This window comes from Pseudomonas putida, assembly GCF_016406145.1.
In the GTDB taxonomy this organism is placed as follows: Bacteria; Pseudomonadota; Gammaproteobacteria; order Pseudomonadales; family Pseudomonadaceae; genus Aquipseudomonas; species Aquipseudomonas putida_E.
The window spans coordinates 5,434,599-5,460,935 of sequence record NZ_CP066306.1; the positions used below are offsets into that span (position 1 = coordinate 5,434,599).

Genomic DNA, 26,337 nt, shown 5'->3' on the forward strand with positions numbered 1-26,337 from the left:
GATATCGTTATTTTTTGCTCGGCTGAATCGGTATTGCTGCCAGGTCAGCAAAAAGGAACTGCCCAAACCACAACTGTCGAAAGCCACAACACCTGATCAATTGGTAGGAAATGCTCTGTATCTCTTGTCGAATACTCTGGGCATACCACTGCGGCGCTATACTCTGGCGCTTGAAAATCAAATACGGACTACAAGGACTCGCCCATGAAAGCGTTCGGCAAACTCCTGGGACTGGGGCTTCTCGGGTTGCTGCTGATCATCGTGGCGCTGGGCTTCGCCCTGACCCACCTCTTCGATCCCAACGACTATAAAGACGAGATCCGCCAGTTGGCGCGCGACAAAGCCCACGTCGAGCTGACCCTCAATGGCGACATCGGCTGGAGCCTGTTCCCGTGGCTGGGCCTGGAGCTTCACGAAGCCAGCATCGCCACCCTGAACAAGCCCAAGGAACCGTTCGCCGACCTGCAGATGCTTGGCCTGTCGGTACGCGTGCTGCCCTTGCTGCGCCGTGAAGTGCAGATGAGCGATGTGCGCGTCGAAGGCCTGAACCTGACCCTGAACCGTGATGAACAGGGCCATGGCAACTGGGAAGACATCGGCAAGCCGCTGCCTGCGCAAACCGACCCAACTGCCAGTGCACCTGCGCCTGCCGAACAGCCCAGCGCACCTGCAGAGGGCAGCAGCGAACGTTCGGTCAAGCTCGACATCGACAGCCTGACCGTGAACAACGCCCGTGTGCACTACACCGATGCCAAGACCGGCCAGAGCTACACCGCCGAAAGCATCCAGCTGAGCACCGGCCCGGTCCACGAGGGCGCGAACATCCCGCTCAAGGCCAGCGCCTTCCTCAGCGCCAGCCAGCCGAACATGAAGGCACGCACCGAACTTGCCGGCGAACTGCGCTTTGACCGCAAGCTCAAGCGCTACAACTTCGAGGACATGCGCCTGTCCGGCGAAACCTCGGGCGAGCCTCTGGCCGGCAAAACCATGACCTTCGCGGCCCAAGGTCAGCTGTTGGTCGACATGGCAGCCAACGTCGCCTCCTGGAACGGCCTGAAAATCTCGGCCAACCAGCTGCGCGCCCTTGGCGAGCTGAACCTGCGCGACCTGGACAAGACGCCGCAGCTCAGCGGTGGGCTGTCCATCGCCCAGTTCGACCTGCGCACCTTCCTCGATGGCGTCGGCCATCCGCTGCCGGCCACCAACGACCCCGCCGCCTTCAACAAGCTGGAGCTGGTCAGCCGCCTGCAGGGCACGCCAAGCAGCCTGGCCCTGGAAGACCTCGCCGTAAAACTCGACGACAGCACCTTCAGCGGCCGCGTTGCCGTCGAGGACTTTGCCAAGCAAGCCCTGCGCGTGCAGCTCAAGGCCGACAAGTTCGACGCCGACCGCTACATGCCGGCCAAGAGCGAAGCAGCCAAGGGTGCCACCGCAGCGCGCCAGAACGAGGTCAAGCAACAGGAAGCCAGCGCCATCGCCGGTGCCGGCAGTTCGCCGCTGCCAAACGCGCCCACCCAGGTAGCCTGGAGCAACGACAAGCTGCTGCCGGTGGACCGTCTTCGCACGCTCGACCTGCAGGCCGACCTGGCCTTCGGCTCACTGACCCTGGACAAGCTGCCGATCAGCGACGCGCAGTTGCAAGCGAACGGCCAGGGCGGCCTGGTCACCCTGCAGACCCTGCGCGGTGGCCTCTACAACGGCAGCTTTGAAGCCAAGGGCACCGTAGATGTGCGCCCAGCCGTGCCGCAGATCGGCGTCAATACCAAGATCAACCGGGTGCCGGTGGAGCACTTCATCAAGGCTGAAGACAAAGACCAGGCACCGCCGGTCAAAGGCCTGCTGACCCTGACCAGCGACCTGACAGCCACCGGTAACAGCCAGAAGGCACTGGTGGACACCCTCAACGGCAACGCAAACTTCACCATCAACGACGGCGTGCTGGTCAACGCCAACCTGGAACAGCAGCTCTGCCAGGCCATCGCCACCCTCAACCGCAAGACGCTCAGCGGCGAACCACGCGGCAAGGACACGCCGTTCGAAGAACTGCGCGGCAGCCTGGTGGTGCGCAACGGCGTGGCCAGCAATCCGGACCTCAAGGCGCGCATCCCAGGCCTCACCGTCAACGGCCACGGCGACCTCGACCTGCGCGTGCTGGGCATGGACTACAACGTCGGCGTAATCGTCGAAGGTGACCAGCGTGCCATGCCCGACCCGGCCTGCCAGGTCAACGAGCGTTACGTCGGCGTCGAACTGCCGCTGCGTTGCCGTGGCCCGCTGGAGCTTGGCGCCAAGGCCTGCCGCCTGGACCAGGACGGCCTGGGCAAGGTTGCCGCCAAACTGGCCGGCAACCGCCTCAAAGACAAGATCGATGAAAAGCTCGATGAAAAACTCGGAGACAAAGTGAGCCCAGAATTGAAAGACGCGCTCAAGGGGCTGTTCAAGCGATGAGCCCTGCGCAGTTCTCCAGCGCCGTGCTGGACTGGTACGACCAGCACGGCCGACACGACCTGCCCTGGCAACAGGGCATTAACCCTTACCGGGTGTGGGTGTCGGAAATCATGCTGCAACAGACCCAGGTCAGCACCGTGCTGAACTACTTCGACCGCTTCATGCAGGCCCTGCCCACTGTGCAGGCGCTGGCCGAGGCCCCGGAGGACGAGGTGCTGCACCTGTGGACCGGCCTGGGTTACTACACCCGTGCACGCAACCTGCAGAAGGCCGCCAGGATCGTCGTCGAGCAACACGGCGGCGAGTTCCCGCGTAGTGTCGAACAGCTTACCGAGCTGCCAGGTATAGGCCGCTCCACGGCCGGTGCCATTGCCAGCATCAGCATGGGTATCCGTGTGCCGATCCTGGACGGCAACGTCAAACGCGTGCTGGCCCGCTTTACCGCCCAGGCCGGCTACCCGGGCGAGCCGAAGGTGGCCAATGCCCTGTGGGCCACTGCCGAGCGCTTTACCCCGCAACAACGCGCCAACCACTATACCCAGGCGATGATGGACCTGGGCGCCACGCTGTGCACCCGCAGCAAGCCGAGTTGCCTGTTGTGCCCCGTGCGCAGCGGCTGCGAAGCGCACCTGCACGGCGAAGAAACACGTTACCCCGAGCCCAAACCGCGCAAGGCCCTGCCCCAGCGGCGCACCCTGATGCCGCTGTTGGCCAACCATGAAGGCGCGATCCTGCTTTACCGCCGCCCGTCCAGTGGCCTCTGGGGCGGCCTGTGGAGCCTGCCCGAGCTGGACGCCATCGAGCAGCTCGATGACCTGGCCTACCAGCATGGCCTGCGCCTGGCCGAAAGCCGCGCACTGGACGGCCTGACCCATACCTTCAGCCATTTCCAGCTGGCGATCGAGCCATGGCTGGTGCGTGTCGACCCGGTCGGCCAGCACGTGGCCGAGGCCGACTGGCTCTGGTATAACCTCGCCACCCCGCCGCGCCTGGGCCTCGCTGCCCCGGTCAAAAAGCTGCTCAAACGCGCGGCCGACGAACTGATTGCAGGAGATGCCCGATGACCCGCACCGTGATGTGCCGCAAATACAAAGAACAACTGCCAGGCCTGGAGCGCCCGCCTTACCCCGGCGCCAAGGGCCAGGACATCTTCGAGCACATCTCGCAGCAAGCCTGGGCCGACTGGCAGAAGCACCAGACCATGCTGATCAACGAGAAGCGCCTGAACATGATGAACGCCGAGGACCGCAAGTACCTTCAGGGCGAGATGGACAAGTTTTTCGCCGGCGAAGATTACGCGCAGGCGGAAGGTTACGTTCCACCGGCCGAATGACCCCAAAAATCGTAAGCGACGGAATTAATTTAAAATTTTTTCAAAAAGTCGTTGACGAGCGGTCTGGAAATCTATTTAATTCACCTCGTCGCCCAGATAGCTCAGTCGGTAGAGCAGAGGATTGAAAATCCTCGTGTCGGCGGTTCGACTCCGTCTCTGGGCACCACCTTCAGCTTCTGGTGGTTGCAAAGTTACCCGAAGCGACAACAAGAAACCCGCCTAGTGCGGGTTTTTTGTTGTCTGGGATTTCTCATCCTGTTATGCCTACCCCGTATAGTTGACCCGCATCAACTAACCCCCTCTCGCTCAAACCCACAATTGCAGGCGAACATTCGAATCGACCTCGCAAGGACCTCCATGAGCGAAGAATCCCCCCTACTGCTCCCCGCCCCCGCCCCCGCCGAACCGACGCCCAGCACCACACCAAAGCCTCGAGCCCGCCGCGCCCGTCAGCGCAAACCTGAGCCATCCATCACCCAGGTCAGCCAGGAGCCCGCAGCACTGGAAGTGGCCAGTGCGCCGAAAGGCAGCAACGAGGACAGCACCTCTGCCCGCCTGCCGGCGAGCTACCCCTACCCGACCCGCATGCGCCGCCAGGAATACGAGAAGGCCAAGCACGCGCTGCAGATCGAGCTGCTGAAGGTACAAAGCTGGGTCAAGGACACTGGCCAGCGCGTGGTAGTGCTGTTCGAAGGGCGAGATGCGGCAGGCAAGGGTGGCACCATCAAGCGCTTCATGGAGCACCTGAACCCGCGGGGTGCGCGCATCGTTGCGCTGGAGAAGCCTTCCGAGCAGGAAAAGGGCCAGTGGTATTTCCAGCGCTATATCCAGCACCTGCCCACGGCCGGTGAAATGGTGTTCTTCGACCGCTCCTGGTACAACCGCGCCGGGGTCGAGAAGGTGATGGAGTTCTGCACACCGCTGCAGTACCTGGAGTTCATGCGCCAGGCGCCGGACCTTGAGCGCATGCTGTGCAACAGCGGCATCCTGCTGTTCAAGTACTGGTTCTCGGTGAACCGTGAAGAGCAGTTGCGCCGCTTCATCTCGCGCCGGGACGACCCGCTCAAGCACTGGAAGCTCTCGCCCATCGACATCAAGTCGCTGGATAAATGGGAGGACTACACCGCCGCCAAGGAGGCGATGTTCTTCCATACCGACACTGGCGATGCACCGTGGACGGTGATCAAGTCCGATGACAAGAAGCGCGCACGGATCAACTGCATCCGGCATTTCCTGCATTCGCTGGATTACCCGGGCAAGGACCCAAGCGTGGCGTTCGCGCCGGATGACTTGCTGGTTGGCCGGGCTTCGCGCGGGTTCGAGGAGGATGAAGGGCCTGCGCTCGACAGTTGAAGGCCGGGGCCTACAAGGGGTGCTCCGGTCTGCCGGGCGCTAGCAACGCTTGGGTTTGCTCGGCAAGTGCGATTCAATACGCACATTTTCGCCCCCAAGGATTTCCAGCCCCATGGCCACCAATACCAAGCAACAGAAACGCGCCAAACGCGCCGCCAGCAAAGCCAAGCAAAACCGCATGGTACGCAGTGGCCAGGCAGTGAAAGCCAGCGCCGGTGACAGCGCCAGCATCGAGCAGGTGTTCAACAAGGCCATGGAGACCGACAGCTATAAAGAGCTGTTCGTGAAGATGAAGGCCGCCCAGGAGACCAGCCTGGTCTCGATGATCTCGGTGTTCTTGGTCGACCCGCTGCTGGCACTGGTGCTCAAGGGCCACAAGGAAGTGCACGCCACCGACTACATCGTGCTGGTGTTCAACGCCTACCGCACCTGGCTCGATGGTGCCGACGAAGACACCACCATGGCCTGGCTGGAAAGCGACGAGTTCCAGGAAGCCTACATCGCTGCTTCCGAACTGGTGGCCAAGCAGCAACAGCAGCAGAAACAGTTCGGCTGAATGCTCACCGGCCCTATCGCCGGCTTGCCGGCGATAGGGCCAGACCAGGCAAACAAAAAAGGCCGCACCCTTCACAGGGCGCGGCCTTTTCATTGCAGCCAGCGCGGATCAGTTATCCAGCGCCACCCGCCCGGCAGCCTGGCGCTTACGATGCACCAGCAAGCCAGCCGCCACCACCCCAATGCTCAGCAGCGCCGTCGCGATGATCTCCGCACGGTGGTCCTCACGCAGCGCCATCACCACCAGCACGGCAACGATGAAGGCAATGCTCGCCCAGGTCAGGCCCGGGAACAGCCACATCTTAAAGTCGATCTTTTCACCGCGCGCTTCACGCTGGCTACGCATGCGCAGCTGCGAAATGGCGATCACCAGGTAAACCAGCAGCGCGATGGCGCCGGAGCTTGCCAGCAGGAACTCGAACACCTGGGCAGGCGCCACGTAGTTGGCGAACACACACAGGAACGCCGCAGCGGTGGACAGCAACACGGCTACATGCGGGGTCGCCGCCTTGGTGGTGCGCTGTGCGATAGCTGGGGCATCACCGCGCTTGCTCAGCGAGAACAGCATGCGCGACGAGGTGTACAGCGCCGAGTTCAGGCAGCTGGTTACAGCGATCAACACCACGATGTCGACGATCAGCTTGGCATTCGGCACGCCGATGCGGCTCAGCACGGTCTGGTACGAGCCGGCCTCGGCCAGCGCCGGATCGTTCCACGGCACCAGGGCCACGACCAGGAAGATCGACACCAGGTAGAACAGGCAGATACGCCAGATCACCGAGTTGGTGGCACGGCTGATCTGCTTGCCCGGGTCTTTCGATTCGGCAGCAGCGATGGTGACGATCTCGGTACCCATGAACGAGAACATGGTGGTCAGCATGGCCGCCAGCACGGCGCCCAAGCCATTGGGCATGAAGCCCTGGGTGTCGAACAGGTGGCTGGCACCGCTCACCTGGCTGCTCGGCATCAGGCCGAACATGGCGACACAGCCAACGACGATGAAACCGATGATCGCCAGCACCTTCAGCAGAGCGAACCAGAACTCGAACTCACCGTAGTTCTTCACACTGCACAGGTTGGTCAGGGTCAGCGCCAAGGTGATCAGCAGGGAGAAGGCCCAGAGGTCGACGGCGGGGAACCAGGCATGCAGGATTGCTGCAGCGGCGTTGGCCTCCAGCGGGATCACCAGCACCCAGAACCACCAGTACAGCCAGCCGATGGTGAAACCGGCCCAGCGGCCAATGGCGCGGTCGGCGTAGGTGGAGAACGAACCGGTATCCGGCGAGGCGATCGCCATTTCACCCAGCATGCGCATCACCAGCACTACCAGGGTACCGGCAGCGGCGTAGGCCAGCAGCACGGCAGGGCCTGCAGCCGCGATGGCGTGGCCGGAGCCGACGAACAGGCCGGCGCCGATAACGCCAGCAATGGACAGCATGGTCACATGCCGTTGTTTGAGCCCCTGAGCGAGGTCATTGGAATTGTTACCGCTCATAAAACTACCTTTGTAAGGAGTGGACCGCCCGACTGTCAGTAAAAGCGCGCCTGGGGGTTGATTTAGGCGTCGCTGCAATCGGCGGTTTCCATAGGGCAATAAGCGGGCCACCTATCCCATACATTCATCAGCCGAAGTTGGCAGGCCGCAAAACAAGCGGCTTGCAGGGCATTCGGCCAAGCCCTGACCGAAAGGCCATCAAAAGCCATAGCAAAGGCCAGATTACAGAAATACCCACTTACAATCGCACCAAAGGTGCTCCTCGGTAACACCTTTGCACTGTTGCAAGGCATCAAAGTGCAACCCTGTGGTACAACCCTTCACTTGGATGGGACTGTTGTCGGGTAACCCCGAATACTCGCCAGCGACAGCGCCTTTAGCCGCAAATGGCCCAAAAGCGCTTCCCAGTGCTGCCCAAAGCTGGCACCATCGCGCCTTTTTTCATCAAGGCTATGGAGCTGGGCGAGACCCTCGCGGACATCTGCGCGACGTTGCGCTGCAGCGATGCGACAAACTGCCCCAGCATTGCCCAAAGCCCCTTGCGACCCTGTTGGCCGCCCTGATGCCGCTATGCTAGCTTGGCGCACGCCAGGAAGGCCGCCAACAGCTGGGAACGCACCCGAACACATGAGGACCGCACATGGCCCAGGCCACGCCCGCGCTGGAAATCCGCAACCTGCACAAACGCTACGGCGACCAGGAAATTCTCAAGGGCATTTCGCTGACCGCGCGTGACGGTGACGTGATCTCCATTCTGGGATCGTCCGGCTCCGGCAAGTCCACCCTGCTGCGCTGCATCAACCTGTTGGAAAACCCGCACCAGGGCGAAATCCTGGTTGCCGGTGAGGCTCTCAAGCTCAAGGCCGCCAAGAACGGCGACCTGATCGCTGCCGACAACCGCCAGATCAATCGCCTGCGCAGCGAGATCGGCTTCGTCTTCCAGAATTTCAACCTGTGGCCGCACATGTCGATCCTCGACAACATCATCGAGGCGCCACGCCGCGTGCTCGGCCAGAGCAAGGCCGAAGCCACCGAAGCCGCCGAAGCGCTGCTGAACAAGGTCGGCATCTACGACAAGCGCCACAGCTACCCCGCCCAGCTTTCCGGTGGCCAGCAGCAGCGTGCTGCCATCGCCCGCACCCTGGCCATGCGGCCTAAAGTCATTCTGTTCGATGAGCCAACCTCGGCGCTCGATCCGGAAATGGTCCAGGAAGTGCTTAACGTTATCCGCGCACTGGCCGAAGAAGGCCGTACCATGCTGCTGGTGACGCACGAGATGAACTTTGCCCGCCAGGTGTCCAGTGAAGTGGTTTTCCTGCACCAGGGCCTGGTTGAAGAGCAAGGATCGCCGCAGCAGGTCTTCGAAAACCCGACCTCGGCGCGTTGCAAGCAATTCATGTCCAGCCACCGCTAACGGAGCAACACATGCAGACTTACAAGAAATTCCTCCTGGCAGCTGCCGCCACGCTGGTGTTTTCGGCCAACGCCATGGCTGCAGAAAAACTGCGCATGGGTATCGAGGCGGCCTACCCGCCGTTCAACAACAAGGACGCCAGCGGTAACGTGGTCGGCTTTGACAAAGACATCGGCGACGCCCTGTGCGCCAAGATGAAAGTCGAATGCTCGGTCGTCACCTCCGACTGGGACGGCATCATCCCGGCCCTCAACGCCAAGAAGTTTGACTTCCTGGTGTCGTCGCTGTCGATCACCGACGAGCGTAAGCAGGCTGTCGACTTCACCGACCCGTACTACTCCAACAAGCTGCAGTTCATCGCGCCGAAGAACGTCGACTTCAAGACCGACGCGGGCTACCTCAAAGGCAAGATCATCGGCACCCAGCGCGCCACCCTGGCCGGTACCTGGCTGGAAGACACCTACGGCAGCGACATCGACATCAAGCTGTACGACACCCAGGAAAACGCCTACCTCGACCTGATCTCTGGCCGAGTGGACGGCATCCTGGCCGACAAGTACGTGCAGTACGAGTGGCTCAAGAGCAAGGACGGCATGAACTTCGAGTTCAAAGGCGAACCTGTGGTCGACAGCGACAAGATCGGCATCGCCGTACGCAAGGGTGACCCGCTGCGCGAGAAGCTGAACAAAGCCCTGGCAGAAATCAAGGCTGACGGAACGTACAAGAAGATCAACGACAAGTACTTCCCATTCAGCATCGAATGATTCGCCCCGACCAGCGCGCCCTTGCGGCGCGCCGGTCCCTAGAACGACCCTGCCCATGAATATCGACCTGCACGGATTCGGTCCGGCCCTGGCGGCTGGCACCCTGATGACCGTAAAACTGGCGCTTTGCGCCTTGCTGCTGGGGCTGGTCCTGGGCCTGCTCGGCGCCCTGGCCAAAACCTCCCCGCTCAAGCCACTGCAATGGCTCGGCGGCTTCTACTCGACCCTGGTTCGCGGCGTGCCCGAACTGCTCTGGGTCCTGCTTATCTATTTCGGCACCGTCGGCCTGATGAACAGCCTCGGCGAAGCCCTCAACATGCCTGGCCTGGAACTCAGTGCCTTCGCCGCCGGCGTGATCGCCCTGGGCCTGTGCTTCGGCGCCTACGCCACTGAAGTATTCCGTGGCGCCATCCTCGCGATCCCCAAGGGCCACCGTGAAGCCGGCCTGGCGCTGGGCCTGTCCAAAGCGCGCATCCTGTCGCGGATCATCCTCCCGCAAATGTGGCGCATCGCCCTGCCGGGCCTTGGCAACCTGTTCATGATCCTGATGAAGGACACCGCCCTGGTGTCGGTGATCGGCCTGGAAGAAATCATGCGCCACGCGCAGATCGGCGTGACCGTGACCAAAGAGCCGTTCACCTTCTACATGGTCGCGGCCTGCATCTACCTGGGCCTGACCGTGGTCGCCATGACCGGCATGCACTTCATGGAAAAACGCGCCGCTCGCGGCTTTGCGAGGGCCGAACAATGAACTGGGAAGTGATCATCAAGTGGCTGCCGCGCCTGGCCCAGGGTGCCACCCTGACCCTTGAGCTGGTAGCCATCGCGGTCGTTGCCGGGCTGATCCTGGCGATCCCGCTGGGTATCGCCCGCTCATCGCGGCACTGGTACGTGCGCGCCCTGCCCTTCAGCTACATCTTCTTCTTCCGCGGCACACCCCTGCTGGTGCAGCTGTTCCTGGTCTACTACGGCCTGGCGCAGTTCGACGCAGTGCGTTCGAGCAGCCTCTGGCCCTACCTGCGCGATCCGTTCTGGTGCACGGTGCTGACCATGACCCTGCACACTGCGGCCTACATCGCCGAGATCCTGCGCGGCGCGCTGCAGTCTATCCCCAAAGGTGAAATTGAAGCGGCGCGAGCGCTGGGCATGTCCCGTGGCAAGACGCTGTTCTACATCATGCTGCCCCGCGCTGCGCGCATCGGCCTGCCGGCCTACAGCAACGAAGTGATCCTGATGCTCAAGGCCAGCGCACTGGCCAGTACGGTGACCCTGCTGGAGCTGACCGGCATGGCACGGACCATCATTGCCCGTACCTACCTGCCGGTGGAGATCTTCTTTGCTGCCGGGGTGTTCTACCTGGTGATCTCGTTCCTGCTGGTGCAAGGCTTCAAGCTGCTGGAGCGCTGGTTGCGGGTGGATGCCTGCCAAGGGCGTTAAAACCCCACGGGCTGCTCTGCAACCCACCGCCGTCAAGCCGGCTTGATGGCGGTGGGGCCCTTCACCTCAACCAGTGCCAAGCCCCATGCCCCCTTTCCTCCACAGCCACCACCTACGCGAACGCTTCCTGGCCCTCGACCAGTTCCTGACCGAGCACCAGCAGCTGTGGAAACCCAGGCCCTTCACCACCCTGCGCCTGGACTGGGAAGCCGAACACCCCGCACTGTCCGCCCACCTGCGCCAATGCAGCCTGAGCGATGCCGAAGCCAACCTTGACCCCCAGGGCGTGCCCGCACCTTTTCCGCACCTCGCCCGGCAAGCCCAACAGCTCAGCGCCCTGGGCGAGCTGCCCGACACCGGCCTGCCCCCCGCCGCACACCGCCTGGACGTCAACGTCCCGGGCCGTAAGTGGCAGCAGATCGAGGCCTTCAGCCGCCGCCTGAACTTTCGCACGCAGACCCACCACTGGCTGGACTGGTGCTCAGGCAAAGGCTACCTCGGCCGCCGCCTGCTGCAGCCCGGCCAGCAGCTGACCTGCCTGGAGTACGACGCCCAACTGGTCACCGCCGGCCAGGCCCTGAGTGACCACCACCAGCTGCCGGCAACCCACGTGCACCAGGATGTCATGGCAGCGGGCAGCCGCCGCCACCTGGGCAGCGACAAGAGCGTGGTGGCCCTGCATGCCTGCGGCGACCTGCATGTGCACTTGCTGCGGGTGGCCAGTGAGCAAGGCTGCCGCCATCTCGCCGTGGCGCCCTGCTGCTACAACCGCATCCAGGGCGAGCAGTACCAGCCGTTATCCACAGCTGCGCAGCGCTCGGCGCTGCAGCTGTCGCTCCTCGACCTGGGCCTGCCGCTGAGCGAAACCGTGACCGCCGGCGCCCGGGTTCGCCACCAGCGCGACTGCTCCATGGCCAGGCGCCTGGGCTTCGACCTGCTGCAGCGCCGCCAACGCCAGCGTGATGAATACCTGCCCACACCGTCATTGCCGGTTGCCTGGCTGGCCAAACCTTTCGAGCAGTACTGCCGCGATCTGGCCGAACTGCGCGAGCTGGAACTGACCATCAACCCCGATTGGGATGCCTTGGAAGCAGAGGGCTGGCAGCGCCTTGCCCAGGTGCGCAACCTGGAACGGGTACGCAACCTGTTCAGAAGGCCACTGGAAATGTGGCTGGTGCTCGACCGCGCACTGTTTCTTGAAGAGCAAGGCTACGCCGTACGCCTGGGCACCTTTTGCGATTATCCACTCACCCCACGCAACCTGCTGCTGCTTGCCGAGCGCGACCGTTAGCCACAGCACAACCTGTGGATAAGTCTGTGAACAAGCTTGTGATGAATGTTTGGATCCAAGCGTTATTTCAAACGTTCGGCTTATTCCCGCTGCCGCTGCAACCCCAGTAAAAACAGGCCTTTGCGCAAAGACCAGCGGTGCGTCGTATCGGCACGCCTTTCGCGCACGGCGCTGATGCCTCTTGTGCATAAACAAAAATTCGATTAGGCAAACAGCGCTGGATTGGTGCGGCCGCTGCCTGATTGTGGGCGCCGGCTTCCCGGCCCCCACAGGTGCGTTCCAACTCAGTGCAACTTGTTCTTCGCCATCTCGATATCGTTCATCAGTGACTTGGCCAACACGCTGAGGTAATCGGCGGCGCCCAGAAGCTTGTGGTCATCTTCCATATCGCCTTCGCGCACCAGATGCTTGATGTAGCCCAGCAATATCGAAACCTGTTCGTAGGCGTCGTCCACAGGGATGCCGGGTTGTACGCGCAAGAGATTCACGGGCGGGTTGCCGACTTCGAGAAACGTCTCGATACCGGCTGTGGTGACAGGCTTTTTTTCAAGACTCATGTGAACGACTCCCATCCTGCGCATCGTCCAAACGCCCCTTCGCATGCTGGATCAGCACATAGGCCGAATACGCCGCATGGTTGGCGTTTGCCAGCAGGTTCAGGCCGGGCTCGCCTACGTGGTCACGGCAGTGGTCGTCCAGGGTTTCGACTACGACACGCAAAAGCTGGCCGGCGTGGGCGATGGCGTCGGGAGGGGAGATGTCGCTGTGGATGGTGAAGTAAGGGGTGGAGATGAGAGGACGAGGTGGGTCTGGAACGATTTTCTTCATGGCAGCAGCTCCGTTGAGTTGGAAACCGCCACGCGGATCTTTCTCACAGATCTAGGTGGCAGTCATACGCGGGGTGAGAAAACCGAGGGAGCTACAAAGCTCGGCCAGACCGAAGTCTGCCCGCGTACGACCGCCATAACAGGCTAGCCAAGTAGCTCCACAACGGGTTTCTCACACCCGGTCACCAGGGTATTGGCGACCCAGGAACGGTATCCCTGGGGCACTTCCCCGCCAACAGTGAAGCTTCGGCAAGCTGCGTAGGATAATTCCCAAGTGCTCCGTTACTGAAGCATTTGGTTTCAGATTCAGAAATACCTTACAGCTGCGCTCCGAGCGAAAGAGCACCACCGCAACTTTGGGAGTGGGTTTACCCGCGAAGACGCCTGCACAGTCATCACAATGCGAAGCCGATCCACCGCGAGTCCGGCACAACGGTGTATGATCCGTCCCCCAAATCATTAAAAAGCTACGTCGCGCGCTGCCCCGCCAGCCACGCGACCGTCTGGCGTTGCGCCAGATTCGACATGGACTAACGGACCTCGACATCGTGCCCCACGCCAAATCCCTTGCCCTGCTGACCCTCTCCCTGGCCCTGACTGCCTGCTCCAACGGCAGCGGCACCACGCCACAGCACACCAGCAACCTGGACTGGAACACCCCCGGCATGCAGCTGGGTGGCGACAACGGCCTGCCCCTTCGCGTAGAAAGCCCCTGCCGCAAGCGTGGCTGCGACAACGACAAGCTGTTCTTCAACCCCGCCAAGACCGAACCAAACGTCAACACCATCCACCGCGGCTGGTAGGAAATTTCTCCTTTTAAGCCGGTGACTTAGGCCATTTTCAAACAATCGCAAGGAAGTGGTTTACAGGCGCCAACCGATCGTTATAATGATGCCCCATTGCCGGTATAGCTCAGATGGTAGAGCAACTGACTTGTAATCAGTAGGTCCCGGGTTCGATTCCTGGTGCCGGCACCATACAAGGTTCCAGAGAAAGCTTTCAAAATCTCTGGAACCCCCGAAAAACCCGCCTTCTGGCGGGTTTTTTCGTTTTGGCGTTCCGTCGGATTCCGAGGGTAGCCAGCGTTAATAAGGGTACTTTTAAGGATACCTACCAATTCGACATTGGAAAGTACCCTTATGGCTCGCACAACGGCTCCCCTTACCGACAACGCCTGCCGCACTGCAAAGGCTCGCGAACGTGAGTACAAGCTTTTTGACGGCGATGGCCTTTACCTGCTCGTGAAACCCAACGGTCGCAAAGGCTGGCGGCTCAGGTATGTGAAGCCCGATGGTCGCGAGGGCCTGACCTCACTCGGCAATTACCCGGTGGTCGGGCTGGCTGACGCTCGCCACAAGCGCTTCGAGCTCAAACAGCAGCTCGCCAACGGCATTGACCCTATCCAGTCCAAGCAGCAGGCCAAGGTGCAAGCCGTGATCAATGGCCGAACCTTCGAAAGCGTTGCGCTCGATTGGTATGCCGGGATGGTGCCGAAGTGGGCGCCGGGCCACGCTAAGACTGTGCTCAGCCGGTTGAAGACTCACGTATTCCCTTTGTTAGGTGCCAGGGCAATCGTTGAGTTGGATACCCACGACCTCATGCAGCCACTGGAGGCTGTGACGAAGCGCGGCACCATCGACGTGGCGCTGAGGATCAAGAACTACCTGCAAAGCATCATGCGCGAAGCCAAACGGCTGCGACTGATCACGGCGAACCCGGCTCACGATCTCGATGGCTCGATCAAAACGCCACGGGTTACACATCGACCCGCACTACCCTTATCGCGGTTGCCTGAGCTACAGGCGCGTATCGACGGCTACAAAGGTCGCCCACTCACGCGCCTCACGGTGATGCTATCGCTGCACGTGTTCGTGCGCTCCAGTGAACTGCGCTTCGCCCGTTGGAACGAGTTTGACCTCAAGCGTGGCATCTGGGAGATCCCCGACACCCGCCCGGCGCTGGACGGAGTACCCTTTTCCACAAGGGGTACAAAAATGGCCGGGGATATCCACGTTGTACCCTTATCGCCGCAGGCAGTGGCCTTGCTTGAGCAGATCCACGCGATCACCGGCAAGTTCGAGCTGGTGTTCGCGGGGGATGCCAAACCGTGGAAGCCGATGTCCGAGAACACGGTGAACGCCGCGCTAAGGACGATGGGCTATGACACCAAGGTGGATATCTGCGGCCACGGGTTCCGAGCCATGGCGTGCAGTGCGCTGGTCGAGTCCGGGCTGTGGTCGGAGACGGCTATCGAGCGGCAGATGAGCCACAAGGAACGCAACAACGTGCGCGCCGCCTACACCCACAAGGCCGAGTTCCTCGAAGAGCGCCGGATGATCATGACCTGGTGGAGCCGGTTTCTAGAGGCGAACCGCGAGGACCATGTGACGCCGCATGAGTTTGCCAGGCAGACGGGCGAAAACGTCACGCGGCTTCGCAGTGCCAAGCGGACCGAGTAACCCGCCGCACCACCACCTCAAACTCGCTGTGAAGTTACCCACAGCACCGCATGAAGCTCCTCCGCGCGGGTCCTTTCAAACGGGGCTGCAAAGCCGCCCCGTTTGAAAGGACCATACCTAAGAAAAAAACTGTTGGCACAGCGTACGTCTGTGGAAAACCACTGATGTCCATCGGGGGATAGTTTTATCCACAGGCGCTAAATCCCCGATATCGCGCTGCTTGACGAATATTGTCCACAAGCGTAGACCGGGAGTCGCAAGAGCTGTCGATGACAGCACCCCAGGTGACCCGAACCTTGGAGGTCACGCCGCTCCCGCGGTGGTTCACCCGCAAGTACGATTCGCGTCCGGCAGCTCGTACGGTCACTACCCATGTGATGGATGCCAACTCAATATCGTTGCCCCTGCGGCAACCACCCTACCCATCTGCTCAGCAGCAACCTATCCGCTTGGCCATTTCGCGTGCGCCAACCTGCGCCCGTCTCTTTCACCGGAAAGAGACGGGCGCTTCTAACACTGCTGCAGCCCTGATCGCACATGGCTCAGCGGCGATTCCCCTCGTGACAATTGGCGTGACAAACGCCGATGCCACCAGCAACAGCGATGTAGATGATGGTGCCGCAGACCAGGGAATGGACTGCACCTGACTGACAGTCAGGCATGCCCCGGTCATCGCATTGCTGCATTCACCCTGCTCAGGATCTCGCGGCACTGGTCTCGTCAGCCAATGCAGCCTCCACCCGCCCACCGGTAACGGTGCTCAGGAGGCCAGATCATGAGATGCCCTCGCTCCCGGACGTAAGGAGCCGCCAGTCCCGCGTTAGAGGACATCCCCACAGGTCGCAGGGGCCTTGATCCCTGATAACACTCAGCATTCTTGGCGGGATGACGTGGGACGAGGACTGGAGAGCCTAAGAAGAGGTGACCGATATGGCATTGGTGGGTAGACGCGACGGGTGCAATTTCGGCTACGGCAGACAATTGAGCTACGCAGGGCCCCAGGCGCTGAAAGACATGTTCGGCGGCGGTCACTACGGCACGGTGAAAGCGCACTGTGATCGGTGGCAGGCATTCGTGAAGTGGTGTCGCTCCGAACAGGGCCCCGGTATCAATGATGCGCAGCAGATTGATCGCAAAGTGTTGGCCGACTATGCGGCGTATCTGCGCGACCTGGTTGGGCGCGGTGACCTCGCCGTTAGCACCGCACAAAACCGGCTATCCAGTGTTAACAGGACCATGGCGGCGCTTCGCGGTGATCAGTACGTGAAATTGCACAGCCCGAGCAAGGCTTTGGGTTTTTATGCAGCGCACCGGGGTTCGACAGTCGGTGCCACAGGGCCAAGACCGCGAACAGGTTAAGCAGATCGTCGATGCGCTTTGCAACCAACATCAACTACGGGCCGCCGCGATTGTTTTGTTGGCGCGAGCCACCGGCATGCGCTTGCGTGAGGCCATCTTGGCTGACCTGCCACGGCTAAGCCGTGAGGCTAACGACCTAGGCAGGATTAACATTCAGGATGGCACCAAAGGTGGCCGCGCTGGCGCCTCGGCGCCACGTTGGATTGCGGTGGATGACCATATTCGAGAGGCGCTTGAGTTGGCACGGCAGGTGTCGCCTCTGGGTAGCCGCAACCTAATTGCGCCACACGAAAGCTACCTGAATTTTCTGCAAGAAAAAATCCGCCCGGCGCGGGTCATCCTGCATGCACACAACCTCAAGGGCTTCCATGAGCTACGAGCGGCGTACGCATGTGAGCGCTATGAACAAATCACCCAGCATCGGGCGCCTATCAACGGCGGCCAATGTTGCCTAGCAGATAGGAAAACTGATCGTGATGCACGGATGCAAATTAGCTACGAGCTTGGGCATGGTCGAATCGAAGTGGCCGCGGCTTATATCGGGGGACGAGCATGAGCAAACCATTCGATATGGAGTTGTTCTTGGCTGGCGTGCTAATCGGGTCGCACGCGACGCGACGACGTCATTTGCGGCAGGCGAAAATCATCCAGGCTGAAATTGCAGAGCGCTGGCAGCGAGAAACACCTTGGGGTTGGCAGAAAAAGCATGTGGCCTGGTTTCTCGAAAATCGCATTAGCCACCGAAAGGAAGCAACACGGTATTACTACCTACTGACGGTCAGGCTGCTTACTCGACGATTAGTAAAATCGTGGATTTTCAATCTCTGAGGGAAACCTTCTATACCCCTAAGACCGGACAGGTCGGGTCGGTGACTGAGCTTGCGCATGGCTGGATTCTGCCCAACAGATCATTTCCTCATTGAGGATAACTTTGCTATAAAGCACCATCATGGCCCAATGCCACCAAAACAGGGAAGAAGACGTGCGTAAGGTCTATCAGGAGCAACTGCAGAAAGCTGTTTCACTTTCCTCCCCAGGCGAATCGTTGAGTTATCTGTGCTCTATAATGCGTTCGCTCCTGCAATGCCTCTCGATCAGTGCATTAGAAACGGTCATCCAAGCCACTCCCTCTGTGGATGAGGACGTAGATCTGAAGCCGTTTCTGGACCGCTTCAGTCAGCCGTCTGACGGTTTGCCGGTAGAAATCCTAGATGCACTGGTACCTCGGATTCGCAGTCTGGTGTTTCGCAACTACTTCAATGGGTGGTACGAAACCTTGCCAGAAAGCCAGAGTAGCTTGGTTGAGGAATTGCAGCAGTGGGTTGCTTTCCGCAACGGCCGACCGGCGCACGGCGTCCTAGACGCGCCTACTACCGATCACTGGTCTACCAAAACAGCAGATCTAATCCGACGAATTTTAGCCCGCGCAGATGGCGTGCTACCCACTGCGAAGCAATCGGGATTGGCTGTTCAGATTGGTGATCTGTTGGTGCCGATCAATACACCATTGCTCGTGACCGGGCATGCTGTGGTAATCAAACGTATCGTTTCGCGTAAAGGTGTATTGAAGGCTCAAGGTCATCTGCTGTCGTGGACTGATGCACGCGAATTCACCAGCGACTTACAGCAAAGCAGCGTTTTCTCTGCTGAAAGCCAAACTGTGGAAAAATTTAGATGGACAGAAATCCCCACTCAAAATAGCTCGTTCTTATTGCTTAATAACATTCCAGGCAGGCAAACCTCAACGTTTGTTGGCCGAAGTAGAGAACTAGATAAGCTTAAGGCGTGGATGGGCGACATAGTTGACTCCAGGGCCTGCTTGGTATTTGGTGACGGTGGCTTTGGAAAAACGACTCTTGTACTTGAGTTCTTCAACAGCTTACTAGAGGGCTCTCTCGAGGCAGACTTTCCGCTGCCTTCGATCATCAGTTTTTACACAGCGAAACGAACCAAATGGACTGAACAAGGCCTCATACATTTCAAAGGTATTTCCGAGGCAATGGAGGACAGCGTAAGGGAGTTACTGTATAGCCTTACTCCTATTCTAGGCAAAGAGTGGTACAAGCATGACGGTCGATCACTCATTGACAAAGCGGCCCAAGCGTTTGCCGATGAAGGGTTTACGCGTAATGACGTACTATTGATCATCGACAATACAGAGACCTTGGCTACATCACAGGTTGATGCGCAAGAACTCGGTGACTTTATTTACATGGTCGCCAAAAAGATTGGCCGAGTAGTCATAACCTCTAGACGCCGGGAAATTCTCAATGCGGAACCACTTCCTGTCAGTCAACTTCCTGAGTCGGAAGCGTTCTTATTTGCTATTACAAAAACTAGGATCTGAGTACGGCGCGCGTGCAGTTACTCAAGCCGGTGAAGCTCGACTGCGCAACGTGTGCGCTCAACTAATGTGCAAGCCACTATTGATCGACACGCTGGTTCGCTACATTGCACGATCGTCTTCTAGCATCCAAGATGGCCTTGATCAAATCCTAAAAAAAACCAATGACGAGCTCTTGGAGTTCTTGTACGAAGATGCTTGGGCACGTATGAATACTTCAGTGCAGAAAGTATTCATGACACTGGTCTCGTTAGCCAGCCCTCTAGACGGCAAATGTGTAGGGGATGTATGCACTCAGTTAGGCGTATTGCACGCCGAGTTCCAAGGAAGCCTCGGTGAAACTTACTTCGCTACCATCGTGGACCGAGGCGACAGCTACGATCTAGAGATTGTGGAATTAGCTAAGGAATTCTTCCGTCAAAAGAAGAAGAAATTACCAACTGACGTTTCGGAGCTCATCGACAAGATTGCTCTGAAGGTAGATAAACAGGCTACAGCTCGATTTGAAATAGAAAAAAGTTATCGCACTGACCGAGTCGCTGATGGTTTCAGGAATGAATACGCAAAAGCCGCCAAAATTGCCATGATCAAAAAAGATCATCTCGCTGCCTGCGAGAATTTTGAGTTGGCGTTACTCGAAGAGCCGCTGAATGCTGCCCTACATGAACGTTATGCCTCGTTCCTATTTAGATCTTTGGGTAAGCCGGACGTAGCCTACCCCTATGCCGAACGAGCCACGACATTGGACGAGCACAGCGCAGATGCATGGCTAACACTTGGGCTGATAAAATACAAACAAGGTGACCTTGAGGGCGGCGACCGGGCCATTGAGAAATCCTTAAAATTCGGAAAAACCGAACAACTTTGCGCGTTGAGAAAAGGGATTGCTCGCTATCACGCTGCCAAACAAGAAGTTTACAGCGGGCGCACCGTCAGAATCTTGAAAGAGGCAGAACTGCTAGTAGTACAGTCAACTAAGAGCAGGCACACCAATGACTTTTATCATCACAAGAACAAACGTGAAGCCGAGAAATACATTGTACTTATTCGCAATCTCTCGGATACTGTAAAGAAGCGGATCTCTGCGATGCAAACTCAACCTGACCGCTAAAAACAAGTTCGCTGCCGGCTGATGCTGGCAGCATCCCTCTAAGACTTATCATCCCAAAGCGATGCCACAACTACAAATCCATCGCTAAACACTTTCATCTTCAAAACCGATTGCATTTCCATCCGCAGTGAAAACAAACACGGAACCCACAAAACCTACCTCGCCCGGATTATAGAAATAGGTAAGGATAGCTATAGGGATAGAAGCTTCTTAATTCAAAAAATATTCCCAATTAAATCATGTATTTATGGAAATTTTCGACTCCTGGTGCCCCATCCAAGGCTCCATAGAAAGCTTTCATAATCTGTGCCCCCGAAAAACCCACCTTCCGTCGTATATTTCCGCCTTGGCACTAACTTGAGGAGGCGGGACCAGCTTGAACCTGCCCCCGAAGACGTCAGCTCAGTGCTGCAAGTACATGCTCAGGGTCTTTGTGTATTGCACGAAGTAGAGCACGAGCGGGGCCTTCCGGCGCGCGGCGCCCTTGTTCCCAGTTCCGTAGGGTGCCTACAGCAACATTGATGCGTTTGGCGAAGGCAGCCTGGGACAGACCAGTTGCTTGGCGGATTTTTTTGACCTGAACCGCATCAACGTGGAATTCGCGCGAAGGCTGGCGCTCACCGCGATCGATCTCATCCATCTTTGTCATGCTTTCCACTAGACGGTCGAAGAGATTCTTTTCCATTACTTCCACCCTTTCTTGATTGCGCGAAGCTGCGCTTTCTGTCCATCAGTCAAGGTATCCATGATGCCCTTGCGACAGATAAGAATCATTCGTACGCGACCATTGGCATCCCCGATCGCATAGCCGGCCCCGTCCACGTCCGTTGCCCAGCACTCACCCCGTTACTCCCAACCCAGAGTCCATTTAATTCCAGTAATCGTGCACAAAGCCACACCCCAGCCCATCATCAGGTAACAGTGTTTTACCAATTGCCATGGTTTTCCGCGCGCCCAGTTTCCCTATCCTTGCCCCGGTCATCCTGCCTGCGATGGACCCATGAAACATTCTCTACCCAGCCGTTACGCCTGCCTGGCCATCTGCCTGATTTTCACCTGCGCCAGCCTTCCCCTGCTTGCCACGCTCACCTGGCTCTGGCCGCTGACGGTGATCACCGCCCTGCTCAGCCTGGTTGGCCTGAACGACCTGCGCCAGAGCCATCACGCAGTACGGCGCAACTATCCGATCCTGGGCAACATCCGCTACCTGATCGAAACCATCCGCCCGGAGATCCGCCAGTATCTGATAGAAGGCGATGACGACAAGCTGCCCTTCTCCCGTTCGCAACGGTCGCTGGTCTACGCCCGGGCCAAGAACGAAAGCGCCGAGAAAGCCTTCGGCACTCTCAACGATGCCTACAAACCCGGCTTCGAATTCATCAGCCATTCGATGGTGCCGGTGGCAACCCCGGACCCTGCCTCGTTCCGTATCGCCATTGGCGGGCCGCAGTGCCGGGTGCCCTACTCGGCGTCGATCTTCAACATTTCGGCCATGAGCTTCGGCGCACTCAGCGCCAACGCCATCGCCGCGCTGAACCGCGGCGCGCGCATGGGCCGCTTTGCCCATGACACCGGTGAAGGCAGCATCAGCCCTTACCACCGTGAGCATGGCGGCGATCTGATTTGGGAAATTGGCAGTGGTTACTTCGGCTGCCGTACCGAGCAAGGCCGCTTCGACCCGCAGCGCTTCGCCGCCCAGGCCCGCGACCCGCAGGTGAAGATGATCGAGATCAAGCTCAGCCAGGGCGCCAAACCCGGCCACGGCGGCATTCTGCCAGGGCACAAGGTCAGCGCTGAAATCGCCGCCACCCGTGGCGTGCGTGTGGGCGAGGACTGCATCTCACCGGCCGCGCACAGTGCCTTTCGCACGCCGCTGGAGCTGCTGCACTTCGTCGCTCAATTGCGTGAGCTGTCCGGTGGCAAACCCGTGGGCTTCAAGTTCTGCCTGGGCCACCCGTGGGAATTCATGGGCATCGCCAAGGCCATGCTGGCCACCGGCATCACCCCGGATTTCATCGTCGTCGACGGCAAGGAAGGCGGCACCGGCGCGGCGCCGCGCGAGTTCAGTGACAACATGGGCGTGCCCATGCGCGAAGGGCTGATGTTCGTGCACAACACCTTGGTAGGCCTGAACCTGCGCTCGAGCATCCGTATCGGTGCGGCGGGCAAGATCGTCAGCGCCTTCGATATCGCCAGCGTGCTTGCCATCGGCGCCGACTGGGTCAACTCGGCGCGCGGTTTCATGTTCGCCATCGGTTGCATCCAGTCGCAGAGCTGCCATACCAACAAGTGCCCGACCGGTGTGGCCACCCAGGACCCGTTGCGCCAGCGTGCGCTGGTGGTGCCGGACAAGGCCCAGCGGGTCGCCAGCTTCCACCGCAACACCCTACATGCCCTGGCCGAGATGCTGGCGGCCGCCGGCCTGGAGCACCCGTCGGAGCTCAAGCCCAAGCACTTGGCACGGCGCATCAGCACCAGCGAGATCAGCCTGTTTTCGGATTTGCATCAGTTCCTCAAGCCCGGCGAATTGCTCAGCGGCTCGATCGAAAGCGAGTTCTATGCGCGGATGTGGCGGATGGCGCGCAGCGACAGCTTTGCACCGGAGACGGGGGAAGTGGTTGTAACGAAAACGGCTCGCACAAAAGAAGCAGAGCCTGCTTGAAGGGCAGAATTGCCGGGCATCTGCACCGGCCTCATCGCCGGCAAGCCGGCTCCCACAGGTACCCCGCTGCTCTCAAGCTCAGCTCAAAACCCAGTGGAAGCCGGCTTGCCGGCGAACGGGCTGCAGGGCAGCCCTCTGCCAGATCAGTATCAGAAGATGCTGATCGGGTACTCGACGAATACGCGGACTTCGTTGCCGTCGTCGTTGTAGCCGTTTTGCTGTACAGCGTTGTTGGTGCGAAGGAACGAGCTGCGCAGCTTGATCGACAGGTCCTTGGCCGGGCCGTCCTGGACGACGTAGCGGATCTGGTTGAAGATCTCGCGCTCTTTGCCTTCGCCGAAACCTTGCGGGTTAGCGTTGTTGCGGGTGTTGATGTTGTCACCCACCACGTAGGCCAACTTGTAGGTCAGGCCCGGGATGCCGTAGGCACCGAAGTCCAGGCCGTAGCCCAGCTGCCAGGAACGCTCGTCTTCGGCGTTGAAGTCGGACCAGTAGGAGTTGGCCAGGTAGATGGTCGAACCACCGTCACCCACGCCACCTTCGTTCTGGTACCAGCCGTAGTTGTAACCGGTGCTGCCGGTGCTGCGCTGGTGCGCGAGGGTGAACGAGTGTGCACCGTAGGCGTAGGTCGCGGCCAGGCTCCAGATGGTGTTGGAGTCGCCGTTCAGGCCGGCGGCCTGGACGTACTGCTTGTCGATGTCCGACTTGTAGCCGTTGAAGTCCAGGGTCAGGGACTGGTCGTTGGCGATCGGGAAGACGTAGTTCAGGCCCAGGTAGTGCTTCTTCATCACGTCTTCGTTGTCTGCGGTGTACAGCGAAGCGGTGAAGTTGTCGGTGAACTTGTAGCTGCCGCCGAAGACGTTGATCGACTTCAGGCCGCCACCGTCACGACGCTCGGCGCTCTTGCGCGCTTCTTGGGTGAAGCGGCCGGCGTTCAGCTCAAGGCCCTGGATTTCCTTGGAGGTGATCAGGGTACCGGTGAAGCTTTCTGGCAGCAGTCGGCCATCATCGTACTGCAGCACTGGCAGGGACGGCATCTGGTCACCGTACTTGAGCACGGTGTTGGAGATGCGGAACTTCACAGCCGCGCCGGCACGGGCCAGGTCATGCGGGCCGCTGGCGTTGCCGTCGGCGTTCTTGGTGTTTCCTGGCTTGAAGAAGTCAACGCCAGCGCCACCATTGTGGCCCTTGCCGCCGTCCAGGCGTACGGCATACAGGCCGAACGCGTCAACGCCCACGCCCACGGTGCCCTGGGTGAAGCCGGAGGAGAAGTTGGCGATTGCCGCCTGGCCCCATTCGATCTGGTCATCGGTACCGTGTTTCTTGTCACGGTTGATGTAAGCGTTACGCAGAAGAACGTTTGCGTGGCTGTCTTCGATAAAGCCCTTGCTCTCGGCCTGCTCGTTGGCCTGGGCCTGGGTCGCGGCGATCATCGCCAAAGCGACCAGGCTGATCCTGGTTTTCAACATCTTGTTTTCCTTATTTCGTAATCAAAAACGCTCTGCAATATGACGCCAGGAACCAACGCCCCTTCGTAGGTTCGACGCTATGCGGATCCGAACTGAAAGGCCCGCCGGTGGTCGTGTGGCGGGCCTTGTGCAGCAGCATGGCCAGGTCATGGCCAGCAGGCGTTGGCCGAATCCTAGCCGCGTGCGATTACAAATGTCAAAAACTCGTGAAATGCAGGTCGATATAACCAAAATAATGCGATCGAACAGGGCATTTCCTTGCATGTTCGCGCTATCAGCGGGCATTTTGTCTTTGGTTGGATAAATCGCTTTGTCGCGTAGGGCAATTCTGGGATTAAGTGTTACAAGCCCGGCCTTGGCCCCCAGAAATGAAAACGCCACCGCAAATGCGGTGGCGTTTCTCAAGGGTGGTGCGGGCTCCTGCCCTGTTCAGTGCCACACGCCCAGCAGCGCTTCCAGCTCCGCATCGCTGATCAGGCCCTGCGGGTAGCGGCCATCCAGCAAACGTCGTGGGTCGGTCGTCCTGACCCGATTGCTTCCATGGTGTTTCAACCAATGTGCCAAGGTTTTCAGCGCTTGGTGATTTACTGCCGATGGGCGCAAAGCCGTCTCACTTGCTGTGTTCATGTCTACACGTACTCCTTACCCCGTGAGCGGCTAATCTACGTCTTGATTGTTACAGAACGGAGTGACCGTACTGCTGAGTTAACTCCCTGAAAACAATACAAAACATATGCCATTTCGACATGCCGGACGTCGCGGCCAAAAAAAAACCCGTCAGGCGACGGGCTTTTTCTGCAGCGTTGCTTCAGCGCTTGACCGGCGCCGGTTGCTGCTGAGTCAGGCAGTGAATGTTGCCACCCCCCAGCAGCAGTTCACGCCCGGGGATCATCACCACTTCGTGGTCCGGGAATACTTTGGCCAGAATGGCTCTGGCCTGGGCATCTGCCGGGTCATTGAAGCTTGGCGCGATGATGCCGCCGTTGACGATCAGGAAGTTCACGTAGGACCCGGCCAGGCGTACCGACGGGTCTCGCTCCTGGCTACCGACCACGTGATCGACGCCGGCGCACTCTTCTTCAGTGGCGAACAGCGGGCCAGGAATGGGCATCTTGTGCACCACAAACTCGCGGCCTTTGGCATCGCGGCTGTTTTTCAGCACCTCATAGGCGGCATGGCAGCGCGCATAGTTGGGGTCGTTGGAATCATCGGTCCAGGCCAGTAACACTTCGCCTGGGCTGACGTAACAGCAGAAGTTGTCCACGTGGCCGTCGGTTTCGTCGTTGTACAGGCCATCGGGCAGCCAGACGATGGTCTCCACCGCCAGGTGCTCACGCAGGATCTCTTCAATCTGCTCACGGTTCAGGTGCGGGTTGCGGTTGCGGTTGAGCAGGCATTCTTCGGTAGTGATCAGGGTGCCCTCACCATCCACATGGATCGATCCGCCCTCAAGCACGAAGCCTTCGGTCTGGTAGCGCTGGCAACGCTCCATCTCCAGCACCTTGGCTGCCAGCTCCTCATCGCGGTTCCACGGCGCGTACAAGCCGCCGTCGAAGCCGCCCCAGGCGTTGAAGCCCCAATCCACACCGCGCACTTCGCCCGAATCGTTGATGACGAAGGTCGGGCCGGTATCACGCACCCAGGCGTCGTCGTTGCTGATTTCCACCACACGGATGTTGGGCAGGTCGAGCTGCCGACGGGCGTTTTCGTACTGGCCGGCAGAAACAGCAACGGTAACCGGCTCGAAGCGGGCGATGGCCTTGGCCAGGGTGACGTGGGCAGCCTGGGCAGGCTTGCCTCCCAGGCGCCAGTTGTCCGAACGCTCGGGCCAGACCATCCACACCTGGCTTTGCGGCGCCCATTCGGCGGGCATGTGGAAACCGTCGGCGCGGGGGGTGGAGTTGAGGGTTTTCATGGGTAACCTCTGCAAAGGCCCTAGGCCGATGGTCAATTTGGATGCCGATTTTATAACCGATATATATCGGCATTAAAAGGATGAAAACGCTGAACGGCAGA

Annotated in this window: 23 protein-coding genes, 2 tRNA genes and 1 pseudogene; 19 read left to right on the forward strand and 7 right to left on the reverse strand. The window is 59.6% G+C overall.

Annotated elements, in window-relative coordinates:
• The first annotated feature begins 204 nt into the window (after nt 1-204).
• The 6 genes from JET17_RS25090 to JET17_RS25115 all read left to right on the forward strand — a co-directional run bounded on the left by JET17_RS25090 (nt 205) and on the right by JET17_RS25115 (nt 5,690).
• Nucleotides 205-2,448, forward strand: a complete 2,244-nt coding sequence (locus JET17_RS25090) for an AsmA family protein (protein WP_012316678.1) — start codon at nt 205-207, stop codon at nt 2,446-2,448.
• Complete coding sequence (gene mutY / locus JET17_RS25095) at nt 2,445-3,512, forward strand: A/G-specific adenine glycosylase (protein WP_012316679.1); 1,068 nt, start codon at nt 2,445-2,447, stop codon at nt 3,510-3,512. Before JET17_RS25090 ends, mutY begins: the two co-directional genes overlap by 4 nt.
• On the forward strand, nt 3,509-3,781 hold the full coding sequence (locus JET17_RS25100) for an oxidative damage protection protein (RefSeq protein WP_012316680.1): 273 nt from the start codon (nt 3,509-3,511) through the stop codon (nt 3,779-3,781). Before mutY ends, JET17_RS25100 begins: the two co-directional genes overlap by 4 nt.
• Before the next feature lie 90 nt (nt 3,782-3,871).
• A tRNA-Phe gene (locus tag JET17_RS25105) sits at nt 3,872-3,947 on the forward strand.
• A 191-nt stretch (nt 3,948-4,138) separates the two neighbouring features.
• Nucleotides 4,139-5,134 carry a polyphosphate kinase 2 gene (gene ppk2, locus JET17_RS25110; protein ID WP_012316681.1) on the forward strand — a complete coding sequence of 332 codons (996 nt, stop codon included), beginning with the start codon at nt 4,139-4,141 and terminating at the stop codon, nt 5,132-5,134.
• Between the two features lie 112 nt (nt 5,135-5,246).
• On the forward strand, nt 5,247-5,690 hold the full coding sequence (locus JET17_RS25115; protein ID WP_012316682.1) for a hypothetical protein: 444 nt from the start codon (nt 5,247-5,249) through the stop codon (nt 5,688-5,690).
• 108 nt (nt 5,691-5,798) lie between these two features.
• Here the strand turns inward: JET17_RS25115 and gabP are convergent, their stop codons facing one another.
• Nucleotides 5,799-7,184 (reverse strand): GABA permease, encoded by a 1,386-nt coding sequence (gene gabP / locus JET17_RS25120; protein ID WP_012316683.1) that lies wholly within the window; start codon nt 7,182-7,184, stop codon nt 5,799-5,801.
• A 640-nt stretch (nt 7,185-7,824) separates the two neighbouring features.
• Between gabP and JET17_RS25125 the strand changes: the two genes are divergently transcribed.
• The 5 genes from JET17_RS25125 to JET17_RS25145 all read left to right on the forward strand — a co-directional run bounded on the left by JET17_RS25125 (nt 7,825) and on the right by JET17_RS25145 (nt 12,090).
• Nucleotides 7,825-8,598, forward strand: a complete 774-nt coding sequence (locus JET17_RS25125; RefSeq protein ID WP_012316684.1) for an ABC transporter ATP-binding protein — start codon at nt 7,825-7,827, stop codon at nt 8,596-8,598.
• Nucleotides 8,599-8,609: 11 nt separating this feature from the next.
• The gene (locus JET17_RS25130; protein WP_012316685.1) at nt 8,610-9,362 is read left to right on the forward strand and encodes an ABC transporter substrate-binding protein; all 753 of its coding nucleotides are present in this window, start codon (nt 8,610-8,612) and stop codon (nt 9,360-9,362) included.
• Between the two features lie 55 nt (nt 9,363-9,417).
• Nucleotides 9,418-10,113 (forward strand): ABC transporter permease, encoded by a 696-nt coding sequence (locus JET17_RS25135; protein ID WP_012316686.1) that lies wholly within the window; start codon nt 9,418-9,420, stop codon nt 10,111-10,113.
• On the forward strand, nt 10,110-10,799 hold the full coding sequence (locus tag JET17_RS25140; protein ID WP_012316687.1) for an ABC transporter permease: 690 nt from the start codon (nt 10,110-10,112) through the stop codon (nt 10,797-10,799). Before JET17_RS25135 ends, JET17_RS25140 begins: the two co-directional genes overlap by 4 nt.
• Before the next feature lie 85 nt (nt 10,800-10,884).
• Nucleotides 10,885-12,090, forward strand: coding sequence for a methyltransferase (locus tag JET17_RS25145; protein WP_012316688.1), 1,206 nt, complete (start codon nt 10,885-10,887; stop codon nt 12,088-12,090).
• Between the two features lie 284 nt (nt 12,091-12,374).
• Here the strand turns inward: JET17_RS25145 and JET17_RS25150 are convergent, their stop codons facing one another.
• Together JET17_RS25150 and JET17_RS25155 are read right to left on the reverse strand one after the other, a co-directional pair.
• Complete coding sequence (locus JET17_RS25150) at nt 12,375-12,647, reverse strand: DUF3077 domain-containing protein (protein ID WP_012316689.1); 273 nt, start codon at nt 12,645-12,647, stop codon at nt 12,375-12,377.
• Entirely contained in the window at nt 12,637-12,918 is a 282-nt protein-coding gene (locus JET17_RS25155; RefSeq protein WP_012316690.1) for a hypothetical protein, read from the reverse strand. Before JET17_RS25155 ends, JET17_RS25150 begins: the two co-directional genes overlap by 11 nt.
• Before the next feature lie 547 nt (nt 12,919-13,465).
• On the opposite strand from JET17_RS25155, the gene JET17_RS25160 reads away from it, so the two are divergent.
• The 7 genes and pseudogenes from JET17_RS25160 (at nt 13,466) to JET17_RS25190 (ending at nt 20,190) form a co-directional block, all read left to right on the forward strand.
• Nucleotides 13,466-13,720 (forward strand): hypothetical protein, encoded by a 255-nt coding sequence (locus JET17_RS25160; RefSeq protein WP_039604502.1) that lies wholly within the window; start codon nt 13,466-13,468, stop codon nt 13,718-13,720.
• Nucleotides 13,721-13,818: 98 nt separating this feature from the next.
• Nucleotides 13,819-13,894: transfer RNA gene (locus JET17_RS25165), tRNA-Thr, on the forward strand.
• Between the two features lie 162 nt (nt 13,895-14,056).
• The gene (locus tag JET17_RS25170; protein WP_012316692.1) at nt 14,057-15,376 is read left to right on the forward strand and encodes a tyrosine-type recombinase/integrase; all 1,320 of its coding nucleotides are present in this window, start codon (nt 14,057-14,059) and stop codon (nt 15,374-15,376) included.
• A 930-nt stretch (nt 15,377-16,306) separates the two neighbouring features.
• Nucleotides 16,307-17,291 (forward strand): annotated as a pseudogene (locus tag JET17_RS25175) (integrase domain-containing protein).
• Nucleotides 17,288-17,563, forward strand: a complete 276-nt coding sequence (locus JET17_RS25180) for a hypothetical protein (protein ID WP_080516504.1) — start codon at nt 17,288-17,290, stop codon at nt 17,561-17,563. Before JET17_RS25175 ends, JET17_RS25180 begins: the two are co-directional and overlap by 4 nt.
• Before the next feature lie 154 nt (nt 17,564-17,717).
• Nucleotides 17,718-19,082 carry an ATP-binding protein gene (locus JET17_RS25185; protein WP_198823184.1) on the forward strand — a complete coding sequence of 455 codons (1,365 nt, stop codon included), beginning with the start codon at nt 17,718-17,720 and terminating at the stop codon, nt 19,080-19,082.
• Between the two features lie 79 nt (nt 19,083-19,161).
• Nucleotides 19,162-20,190: a tetratricopeptide repeat protein gene (locus JET17_RS25190; protein ID WP_198823185.1), complete on the forward strand. Its 1,029-nt coding sequence runs from the start codon at nt 19,162-19,164 to the stop codon at nt 20,188-20,190.
• 397 nt (nt 20,191-20,587) lie between these two features.
• Here JET17_RS25190 and JET17_RS25195 read toward each other — a convergent pair whose 3' ends face one another.
• On the reverse strand, nt 20,588-20,875 hold the full coding sequence (locus JET17_RS25195) for a helix-turn-helix domain-containing protein (protein WP_012316695.1): 288 nt from the start codon (nt 20,873-20,875) through the stop codon (nt 20,588-20,590).
• 315 nt (nt 20,876-21,190) lie between these two features.
• Between JET17_RS25195 and JET17_RS25200 the strand changes: the two genes are divergently transcribed.
• Entirely contained in the window at nt 21,191-22,852 is a 1,662-nt protein-coding gene (locus tag JET17_RS25200) for an FMN-binding glutamate synthase family protein (protein ID WP_012316696.1), read from the forward strand.
• A gap of 149 nt (nt 22,853-23,001) precedes the next feature.
• Here JET17_RS25200 and JET17_RS25205 read toward each other — a convergent pair whose 3' ends face one another.
• From JET17_RS25205 to aguA, 3 genes are all read right to left on the reverse strand, one after another.
• On the reverse strand, nt 23,002-24,321 hold the full coding sequence (locus JET17_RS25205) for an OprD family porin (RefSeq protein ID WP_012316697.1): 1,320 nt from the start codon (nt 24,319-24,321) through the stop codon (nt 23,002-23,004).
• Nucleotides 24,322-24,750: 429 nt separating this feature from the next.
• Nucleotides 24,751-24,948, reverse strand: a complete 198-nt coding sequence (locus JET17_RS25210; RefSeq protein WP_012316698.1) for a hypothetical protein — start codon at nt 24,946-24,948, stop codon at nt 24,751-24,753.
• A gap of 181 nt (nt 24,949-25,129) precedes the next feature.
• On the reverse strand, nt 25,130-26,236 hold the full coding sequence (gene aguA / locus JET17_RS25215) for an agmatine deiminase (RefSeq protein ID WP_012316699.1): 1,107 nt from the start codon (nt 26,234-26,236) through the stop codon (nt 25,130-25,132).
• Nucleotides 26,237-26,337 lie beyond the last annotated feature (101 nt).

What these genes read in the sequence shown, in the direction of transcription:
- JET17_RS25090 (WP_012316678.1), top strand. Translation starts at nt 205, where the DNA reads ATGAAAGCGTTCGGCAAACTCCTGGGACTGGGGCTTCTCGGGTTGCTG.
- mutY (WP_012316679.1), top strand. Translation starts at nt 2,445, where the DNA reads ATGAGCCCTGCGCAGTTCTCCAGCGCCGTGCTGGACTGGTACGACCAG.
- JET17_RS25100 (WP_012316680.1), top strand. Translation starts at nt 3,509, where the DNA reads ATGACCCGCACCGTGATGTGCCGCAAATACAAAGAACAACTGCCAGGC.
- ppk2 (WP_012316681.1), top strand. Translation starts at nt 4,139, where the DNA reads ATGAGCGAAGAATCCCCCCTACTGCTCCCCGCCCCCGCCCCCGCCGAA.
- JET17_RS25115 (WP_012316682.1), top strand. Translation starts at nt 5,247, where the DNA reads ATGGCCACCAATACCAAGCAACAGAAACGCGCCAAACGCGCCGCCAGC.
- gabP (WP_012316683.1), bottom strand. Translation starts at nt 7,184, where the DNA reads ATGAGCGGTAACAATTCCAATGACCTCGCTCAGGGGCTCAAACAACGG.
- JET17_RS25125 (WP_012316684.1), top strand. Translation starts at nt 7,825, where the DNA reads ATGGCCCAGGCCACGCCCGCGCTGGAAATCCGCAACCTGCACAAACGC.
- JET17_RS25130 (WP_012316685.1), top strand. Translation starts at nt 8,610, where the DNA reads ATGCAGACTTACAAGAAATTCCTCCTGGCAGCTGCCGCCACGCTGGTG.
- JET17_RS25135 (WP_012316686.1), top strand. Translation starts at nt 9,418, where the DNA reads ATGAATATCGACCTGCACGGATTCGGTCCGGCCCTGGCGGCTGGCACC.
- JET17_RS25140 (WP_012316687.1), top strand. Translation starts at nt 10,110, where the DNA reads ATGAACTGGGAAGTGATCATCAAGTGGCTGCCGCGCCTGGCCCAGGGT.
- JET17_RS25145 (WP_012316688.1), top strand. Translation starts at nt 10,885, where the DNA reads ATGCCCCCTTTCCTCCACAGCCACCACCTACGCGAACGCTTCCTGGCC.
- JET17_RS25150 (WP_012316689.1), bottom strand. Translation starts at nt 12,647, where the DNA reads ATGAGTCTTGAAAAAAAGCCTGTCACCACAGCCGGTATCGAGACGTTT.
- JET17_RS25155 (WP_012316690.1), bottom strand. Translation starts at nt 12,918, where the DNA reads ATGAAGAAAATCGTTCCAGACCCACCTCGTCCTCTCATCTCCACCCCT.
- JET17_RS25170 (WP_012316692.1), top strand. Translation starts at nt 14,057, where the DNA reads ATGGCTCGCACAACGGCTCCCCTTACCGACAACGCCTGCCGCACTGCA.
- JET17_RS25180 (WP_080516504.1), top strand. Translation starts at nt 17,288, where the DNA reads ATGAGCAAACCATTCGATATGGAGTTGTTCTTGGCTGGCGTGCTAATC.
- JET17_RS25195 (WP_012316695.1), bottom strand. Translation starts at nt 20,875, where the DNA reads ATGGAAAAGAATCTCTTCGACCGTCTAGTGGAAAGCATGACAAAGATG.
- JET17_RS25200 (WP_012316696.1), top strand. Translation starts at nt 21,191, where the DNA reads ATGAAACATTCTCTACCCAGCCGTTACGCCTGCCTGGCCATCTGCCTG.
- JET17_RS25205 (WP_012316697.1), bottom strand. Translation starts at nt 24,321, where the DNA reads ATGTTGAAAACCAGGATCAGCCTGGTCGCTTTGGCGATGATCGCCGCG.
- JET17_RS25210 (WP_012316698.1), bottom strand. Translation starts at nt 24,948, where the DNA reads ATGAACACAGCAAGTGAGACGGCTTTGCGCCCATCGGCAGTAAATCAC.
- aguA (WP_012316699.1), bottom strand. Translation starts at nt 26,236, where the DNA reads ATGAAAACCCTCAACTCCACCCCCCGCGCCGACGGTTTCCACATGCCC.